This is a genomic window from Bacteroides sp. 519 (genome assembly GCF_010500955.1).
Lineage (GTDB): Bacteria > Bacteroidota > Bacteroidia > Bacteroidales > Bacteroidaceae > Bacteroides.
Genome location: NZ_QVMJ01000056.1, coordinates 1 through 7,165, shown reverse-complemented (window position 1 = coordinate 7,165; position 7,165 = coordinate 1). Strand labels below are relative to the sequence as shown.

The 7,165-nt window shown below is 39.3% G+C and carries 5 protein-coding genes and 1 pseudogene; 3 read left to right on the top strand and 3 right to left on the bottom strand.

Going from position 1 to position 7,165, the window contains the following annotated elements; translation table 11 throughout:
* The 3 genes and pseudogenes from D0T85_RS21790 to D0T85_RS21780 form a co-directional block, all read left to right on the top strand.
* A pseudogene (locus tag D0T85_RS21790) lies at positions 1 to 541 on the top strand (hypothetical protein); the annotation flags it as partial.
* Positions 542 to 566: 25 nt separating this feature from the next.
* Positions 567 to 1,466: an Rpn family recombination-promoting nuclease/putative transposase gene (locus D0T85_RS21785; RefSeq protein WP_163215634.1), complete on the top strand. Its 900-nt coding sequence runs from the start codon at positions 567 to 569 to the stop codon at positions 1,464 to 1,466.
* 25 nt (positions 1,467 to 1,491) lie between these two features.
* Positions 1,492 to 2,391, top strand: a complete 900-nt coding sequence (locus D0T85_RS21780; RefSeq protein ID WP_163215633.1) for an Rpn family recombination-promoting nuclease/putative transposase — start codon at positions 1,492 to 1,494, stop codon at positions 2,389 to 2,391.
* Between the two features lie 53 nt (positions 2,392 to 2,444).
* On the opposite strand, the gene D0T85_RS21775 is transcribed toward D0T85_RS21780, so the two are convergent.
* From D0T85_RS21775 to D0T85_RS21765, 3 genes are read right to left on the bottom strand one after another with little or no spacing between them, the layout of a single operon-like run.
* Positions 2,445 to 2,699, bottom strand: coding sequence for a hypothetical protein (locus tag D0T85_RS21775; protein ID WP_163215632.1), 255 nt, complete (start codon positions 2,697 to 2,699; stop codon positions 2,445 to 2,447).
* 19 nt (positions 2,700 to 2,718) lie between these two features.
* Positions 2,719 to 5,805 (bottom strand): AAA family ATPase, encoded by a 3,087-nt coding sequence (locus D0T85_RS21770; RefSeq protein WP_163215631.1) that lies wholly within the window; start codon positions 5,803 to 5,805, stop codon positions 2,719 to 2,721.
* A complete protein-coding gene (locus tag D0T85_RS21765) occupies positions 5,802 to 7,013 on the bottom strand; it encodes an exonuclease SbcCD subunit D C-terminal domain-containing protein (RefSeq protein WP_163215630.1) in 1,212 nt (403 codons plus the stop codon). The genes D0T85_RS21770 and D0T85_RS21765 overlap by 4 nt, the downstream gene beginning before the upstream one ends.
* Positions 7,014 to 7,165 lie beyond the last annotated feature (152 nt).

Genomic DNA, 7,165 nt, shown 5'->3' with positions numbered 1-7,165 from the left:
AGACTATGTATATCACGGTCGCACCGAGTTTCAAGGTATCCATACCAAAGATACATTAGGACTGTCTGCCAGTCAGCGAAAACAGTTTACTTATCAAAAAGTAGAACAATTGTTTCCCGAATACTATGTTCTTCGTGTAAACGAATTCGATAAACATGCCCTCACTCCACTCGATGAATGGATTTCGTTTCTTAAAACAGGAAAAATACCGGCCCGTCCGCAAGCCAAGGGTTTGAAAGAAGCCAAAGAAATACTTGATGTTAGCCATCTTAGTGATAAGGATAGGCTTCGGTATAACTCGCACATGGAGGCTTTGCGTTATCAGGCAAGTGTTATTGAAACTGGAAGGATCGAAGGAAGAGAAGAAGGTATAAAGGAGGGTATGGAGAAAGGTATAGAAAAAGGTCTGGAGAAAGGTATAGAGAAAGGAAGGGAAGAAGCTCAAAAGACAATGGCTCGCAATTTGAAAGTAGCCAACATCCCAATTGAAACAATTATAAGTGTAACTGGATTGACGGAAGAACAGATAAACGAATTATAACAAGTAACATTTTAAGCATATAATTATGGGCAACCTTATCAGTTTTGACTGGGCAATGAAACGCTTATTGCGTCAAAAGTCCAACTTTGTAGTGTTAGAAGGTTTTTTATCTACTTTGTTGAACGAAGACATTAAGATTGTTCGCATGCTTGAGAGCGAAGGCAACCAAGAGCACGAAGCAGATAAGTTTAACCGTGTAGATATGTTTGCCGAAAACAGTAACGGCGAGCTTGTTATCATTGAAGTACAAAATAACCGTGAGCTCGATTACTTTCATCGTATGCTTTATGGAGTATCAAAAGCTATTTCGGAATACATCAGTAAAGGAGAATTCTACTCGAAAGTTCGCAAAGTATATTCAATAAACATCGTCTATTTTGATTTAGGACAAGGTAAAGACTATGTATATCACGGTCGCACCGAGTTTCTAGGCATTCATACCAAAGATACATTAGGACTGTCTGCCAGTCAGCGGAAACAGTTTACTTATCAAAAGGTAGAACAATTGTTCCCCGAATACTATGTTCTTCGTGTAAACGAATTCGATAAACATGCCCTCACTCCACTCGATGAATGGATTTCGTTTCTTAAAACAGGAAAAATACCGGCCCGTCCGCAAGCCAAGGGTCTGAAAGAAGCCAAAGAGATACTTGATGTTAGTCACCTTAGTGATAAGGATAGGCTTCGGTATAACTCACACATGGAGGCTTTGCGTTATCAGGCAAGTGTTATTGAGACTGGAAGGATTGAAGGAAGAGAGGAAGGAATAAAGGAGGGTATAGAGAAAGGTCTGGAGAAAGGTATAGAGAAAGGAAAGGAAGAAGCTCAAAAGACAATGGCTAGTAATCTGAAAGTAGCCAACATCCCAATTGAAACAATTATAAGTGTAACCGGATTGACGGAAGAGCAGATAAACGAATTATAACAAGTAACATTTTAAGCATATAATTATGGCAAACCTTATCAGTTTTGACTGGGCAATGAAACGCTTATTGCGTCAAAAATCCAACTTCGTAGTGTTAGAAGGTTTTTTATCTACTTTGTTGAACGAAGACATTAAGATTGTTCGCATGCTTGAGAGCGAAGGCAACCAAGAGCACGAAGCAGATAAGTTTAATCGTGTAGATATGTTTGCCGAAAACAGTAAAGGCGAACTTGTTATCATTGAAGTGCAAAACAACCGCGAGCTCGATTACTTTCATCGCATGCTTTATGGAGTATCGAAAGCTATTTCGGAATACATAAGTAAAGGAGAATTCTACTCGAAAGTGCGCAAAGTATATTCAATAAACATCGTCTATTTTGATTTAGGACAAGGTAAAGACTATGTATATCACGGTCGCACCGAGTTTCAAGGTATCCATACCAAAGATACATTAGGACTGTCTGCCAGTCAACGAAAACAGTTTACTTATCAAAAAGTAGAGCAATTGTTTCCCGAATACTATGTTCTTCGTGTAAACGAATTTGATAAACATGCCCTCACTCCACTCGATGAATGGATTGCGTTCCTTAAAACAGGAAAAATACCGGCCCGTCCGCAAGCCAAGGGTCTGAAAGAAGCCAAAGAGATACTTGATGTTAGCCATCTTAGTGATAAGGATAGGCTTCGGTATAACTCACACATGGAAGCTTTGCGTTATCAGGCAAGTGTTATTGAGACTGGAAGGATTGAAGGAAGAGAGGAAGGAAGAGAGGAAGGAAGGGAAGAAGGAAGAGAAGAGGGCAGAGAGGAAGGAAGAGAAGAAGCTCAAAAGACAATGGTTCGCAATTTGAAACTAGCCAACATCCCAATTGAAACAATTATAAATGTAACCGGATTGACGGAAGAACAGATAAACAAATTATAGCAGATCAAATCACAAGAGAGTGTGTCAAAGTGTGACACACCCTCATTACTGTGCTAATCCCTTATTTCAATCAAATAATTATCATCTTTTTCTCCTAATAATTTGATTTGTTTTTCAGTTTCAGATAGATAATATCCGCTTAACAATTTAATAATTTCCTCAATTTCGCAATCATCACAGATATTTGCTTCATTAAAATATTTAGGCAACTCTTCTCCTGATTTTCTAAATGATTCTATTACATTTGAAAACAAATTCACAAATTCCTCCTCGTTTTGAGGGATTTTCACATAAACAATTTTTTCCATATCTATCTTTTGATTTTATTTACCCCACAACCCTCACACTACTACGTCCATTCGAAGCCTTTGTTACCTGTATTTGTACATTGACTCTTTCTTTCATCTCTTCAACATGCGATATTACCCCTATTTTTCTGCCTTGTGTTTGCAGGTTATCCAATGCATCCATGGCTACATTCAATGTATCAATATCCAATGCACCGAAACCTTCGTCAATGAACAGAGATTCAATTTTCATTCGGTTCGAAGAAAGAGCAGACAAACCCAGAGCCAGTGATAACGAAATAAGGAACGATTCGCCACCCGACAACGAGTGAACAGTACGTATTTCGCCCAACATATCGTTATCAACCACTTGTAAGGCAAGTGTGTTGGGAATTTTCTCTAGTTTGTATCTTCCGGTTAGCTCTTCCAGGTGCTTGTTTGCATAACTAAGAAGCACATCGAGCGTATAACCTTGGGCAATAGTTTTAAACTTATCTCCTTTTGCCGAACCTAATAACTCATTCAGTTTGGCCCAGTTTGTATATAATTCGTTCTTGGTTTTTAGTTCAGATTCTATTGCCTTTATTCTTTCTTTACCGTTATTGTGAGTGGCAAGTAATACCTCTATCTCGGTTAAGCGCTTATTCATCTCATCTTGTTGGCTAGCTGTTTCGGTTACTAATAATACCAGTTGTTCTTTTGTTTCATCGGTTGGTTTATCGGGCAATTCAAGATGGCGATTAAAACGGTTGTTCTTTTCCTGCATGGTGGTCGACAAGATAAGTTCTTGCTCTTTAATTCCTGTGAGGTATTTACGTTCCTGGTTTACCCATTCGGCAGATTTGGTAATCAGATCTTTTAATATTTCGGGGGTTATGGAATGCGTTTTCTTATCAAGCCACTGACTAACAGTTTGTTCCAATAGCCCGGTTTGAACAATTGTATCCTGAATATCTTTCTTAAACTGGCCTATTACACCGTTTATAGTTGCTTTTTCCTTATCGGTCTTCTCTCTTTCATCTCTTAAACTGTTGTATTGGCGAGTAAGTTTTTCCCTGAGTTTGGCAAAATAATCCTCTGCTTCGTCAACAGTTTTACCACCCAGTATGGCAGATCGTTGTTCAACATAATCTTTCCAAACCTTTGTTTGTTCGTTGTAAAGTTCGGTTCTCGTTCTAAAATCTTCTTGTAAAGAATCAAACGATTTTTGCTCTAACGATAGTTTCAATGTAGTGTTTTCTATAAACTGCTCGCATTTGGTAAGACGTAATTGATTGTCATTCCATGTTTTTACCATCTGCGATAGTTCTTTTTGAAGAACACCTTGTTCCAACTTTAACTCCCACTGATCAATCTTTTGTAAATAGGCAGTAAGATTAGTTATGGTGTTAGTATATTGGGTTTGATAACTATGTATATGTGTTTCGAAAACCGTTATGTTCTTAAGCGTATCTTCAATATTCTTTGTTGTTTGCGAGATTTCTTTAACTAGTTGGGCTTTTGCTTTTTCCAACTCTTCCTCGTTGATAGCACTGTTTTCGGCATCTGTGTGGTTAATAAGTAAGGGATGTTCAATGCTTCCACACACCGGGCATGGTTGCCCTTCCTCCAGTTTACGTCGTAAAATTAAAACCTCTGTTGGTAATAATGTATTTAAACGTCCGGCTTCTTCCTCATATTGCTTTTGTTGTACAGTGTATGTTTGAAGCAATTTCTTGCTCGAATCTAAGGATACCAAAACATTCTTTTTCTGCTCTCCGGCAATACGTGCATCATTCAGCAAGTTAATAATAAGATCATAACGGCTAACTATCTCTTTGAATTTATCGTTGGTTTCGAACCAGTTATGCAAGTCTGTTTTTATTTTTTTACTATCTTCCAACTGCTTTTGAATGGTAGCTATATTCTTGTTTTGGTTATCGTGTTGTGTTTTTATTTTGGATAGTTCTTTGTGCATATCCTGAAGTCTTTCTTTCAGCGAATGCATTTGCCTGTCTATTTCGCGCGCCTTGTTTATTTCGGGCTTGAGGTTGTTATAGCGTTGTTCAGCCTCTTTCAGTTGTGTATCAATTGTTTTAAACTGTTCATTGGCAAGCACCAGTTTCTCTGTAACCTTTTGAAGTTCTTCTTCCTGCTTTTGCAGGAAAGCAAGTAGGTTTTGATGGTGCTTACGCTTGTTTATCAAATCAATATATGTATCGCGTATTTCTTGCGAGGTATCCAACATCGTTAGATAATCGTAACGGGGAGAGGCTTCGCGGATTTTGGTGCGAATGTCATTTAACTGAAGTTCGGCCTGTCGTATTTCTGCTTTTATGCGTTCGGTTTCGTTAAGCCATTCCAGTTTTTTGCTGATAACTGTTTGCTGTTGCTTTAAAGGTTCTATACCTGCTTTCAGTTTGTTTTTTTCTTGATTGTAATGTTCAAGTTCCTCGTAAGTAAGTAGCTTAATATCGGCTATGCGGTGGTTAAGCAATTCAAGATCAATGCGTGCGTCGTTTGTTTTTTGGTAAATCAAGGCTGATATCCTGGAATACACTTCGGTTCCGGTAAGTTTTTCCAGTAGTTCGGCTTTCTCATTCTGTTTGGCTTTAAGAAAAGTGGCAAAATCTCCCTGAGCCAGCAATACAGCACGTGTAAACTGGTCGAATGTAAGGCCAATTATCTCTGTAATTCGGTTAAGCAGATCTTTTTTTGTTCCTTGCTCTTCGCAGTTTGTAGTCAGGTTTTCCAGTTTCAGCGAGGTTGCTTGCAGTGCTCCGTCAATTCTTCCCCGGGCACGTCGTACCATCCATCGCGAACGATATTTATCACCGTTAAGTGCCACAAAATCAACCTCTGCGTATCCTTCGCTGGTTCCACGGCGGAGAATGTTACGGCTGTCTCTTTGGGTGATGGTTTTATCTTCTACATCGGCAACATTGATTGATGCTTCTGCTTTATTGAGGCGGGGAGCATCATCAAACAAAGCCACACAAAGGGCATCGAGTATAGTAGACTTGCCCGCACCGGTAGGGCCTGTTATTGCAAATAATCCTGTAGACTTAAGAGGTTCTGTTGTAAAATCAATTTCAAAATCTCCCTCGAGCGAAGCCAGATTTTTTCCTCTGATAGCTAATATCTTCATCTTTGTGCCTCCTCTATTACACTTTGCAGCAGGGTTTTCATTTTGTTGGGCATCTCATTGCCGTACCGGCTTGCAAATATATCTTCTGCCATTTTCATGGGATTGATTGTTTTAAGTTCTTCGTAAGTAAAGGTTTGTAAATCGCCTTCACGTTTTAAACGGAAGGGTACAGCACTGGTTAACCGTACCGATTTATTTTGAAGTGCTTCTTCAATTTGATTCCGCATAGAGGGTTCGGGCTCAGTTATCAACACTTTAAGTTCCAGATAAGGTGAAGCAGCTACTATGTCACCGTCGGGCAGATTTGCTATTTCTTCCAGTACCTCAACCAGTATACGGGGTTCATCGGGCAAACTCAGCAACCGCACCGGAGGGTCAAAGTTAACACGTTCCATTTGGGTTAATTGTCCATCCTGTATCTCAATAATATTCACTCCTTGTTGATATTTCTTTTCAGTAAAAGACATGGGTAATGGGCTTCCCGAGTAGCAGATGTTTTGTTTGCTGCCCATACGTTGTGCTTTATGAAGGTGTCCTAAGGCTGTATAAAGTACATCTTCCCGGTCGAATAGGTCGGTAGAAACGCTTTCCAATCCACCAATAATGGTTCGCTCGGAACGGTCGTTCGATGATAATTCGGAGCCCATAACCTGTAAGTGTCCCATTACAATAAGTGGTTGACCGGGTTGTTTCACCTCATTCATTTCATTGTAAAGCTGTTCGTACATTTCTTTCACTCCATGGGCATAGCTTTCGGTATTGGGATAATCGCCTTGCCGCAGATACGGAACAGCCATACACCAAGCTTCGGTTTTTCCATTTTTAATAAGAGGTACAAACAAACAAGAACAATCAGTTTCGTTATTTTCGTTTTTGCGGATAACTCCTTTTACTGATATATTCATATCCTGCAACAAGGGGTTAGCTGCTTCCAATCGTGCAGCCGAATCATGATTACCTGCAGTAATTACAATTTGCAAAGCAGGATTTTCGGTAGTTACTTCACGAAGAAAACGATAATAAATCCGTTGCGACTCGGCCGAGGGGTTGGGACTGTCGAAAATATCACCTGCAATAAGAAGTACATCGACAGCTTGTTGCTTGATTGTTTCTTTCAGCCAACGAAAGAAAGCGATGTGTTCTTCTTTACGGTCGTAACCATAAAAGTATTGTCCTATGTGCCAATCGGAAGTATGGAGAAGTATCATTGATGCAGTGTTTTATTGATATTGCAAAAGTAATGTTTTTGGGAACATAGAGCCACAGAGGTACTGTGTTGAATTCCAAATTAAATTAAATATTTTTTCTATCTTTGTCTCCGCCAAAGGAAGGCTTCATGCGATACTTTGTACTGAGGTCT

Excerpts from the sequence above, each read along its gene's own strand:
- D0T85_RS21785 (WP_163215634.1), top strand. The coding sequence starts at position 567 with ATGGGCAACCTTATCAGTTTTGACTGGGCAATGAAACGCTTATTGCGT.
- D0T85_RS21780 (WP_163215633.1), top strand. The coding sequence starts at position 1,492 with ATGGCAAACCTTATCAGTTTTGACTGGGCAATGAAACGCTTATTGCGT.
- D0T85_RS21775 (WP_163215632.1), bottom strand. The coding sequence starts at position 2,699 with ATGGAAAAAATTGTTTATGTGAAAATCCCTCAAAACGAGGAGGAATTT.
- D0T85_RS21770 (WP_163215631.1), bottom strand. The coding sequence starts at position 5,805 with ATGAAGATATTAGCTATCAGAGGAAAAAATCTGGCTTCGCTCGAGGGA.
- D0T85_RS21765 (WP_163215630.1), bottom strand. The coding sequence starts at position 7,013 with ATGATACTTCTCCATACTTCCGATTGGCACATAGGACAATACTTTTAT.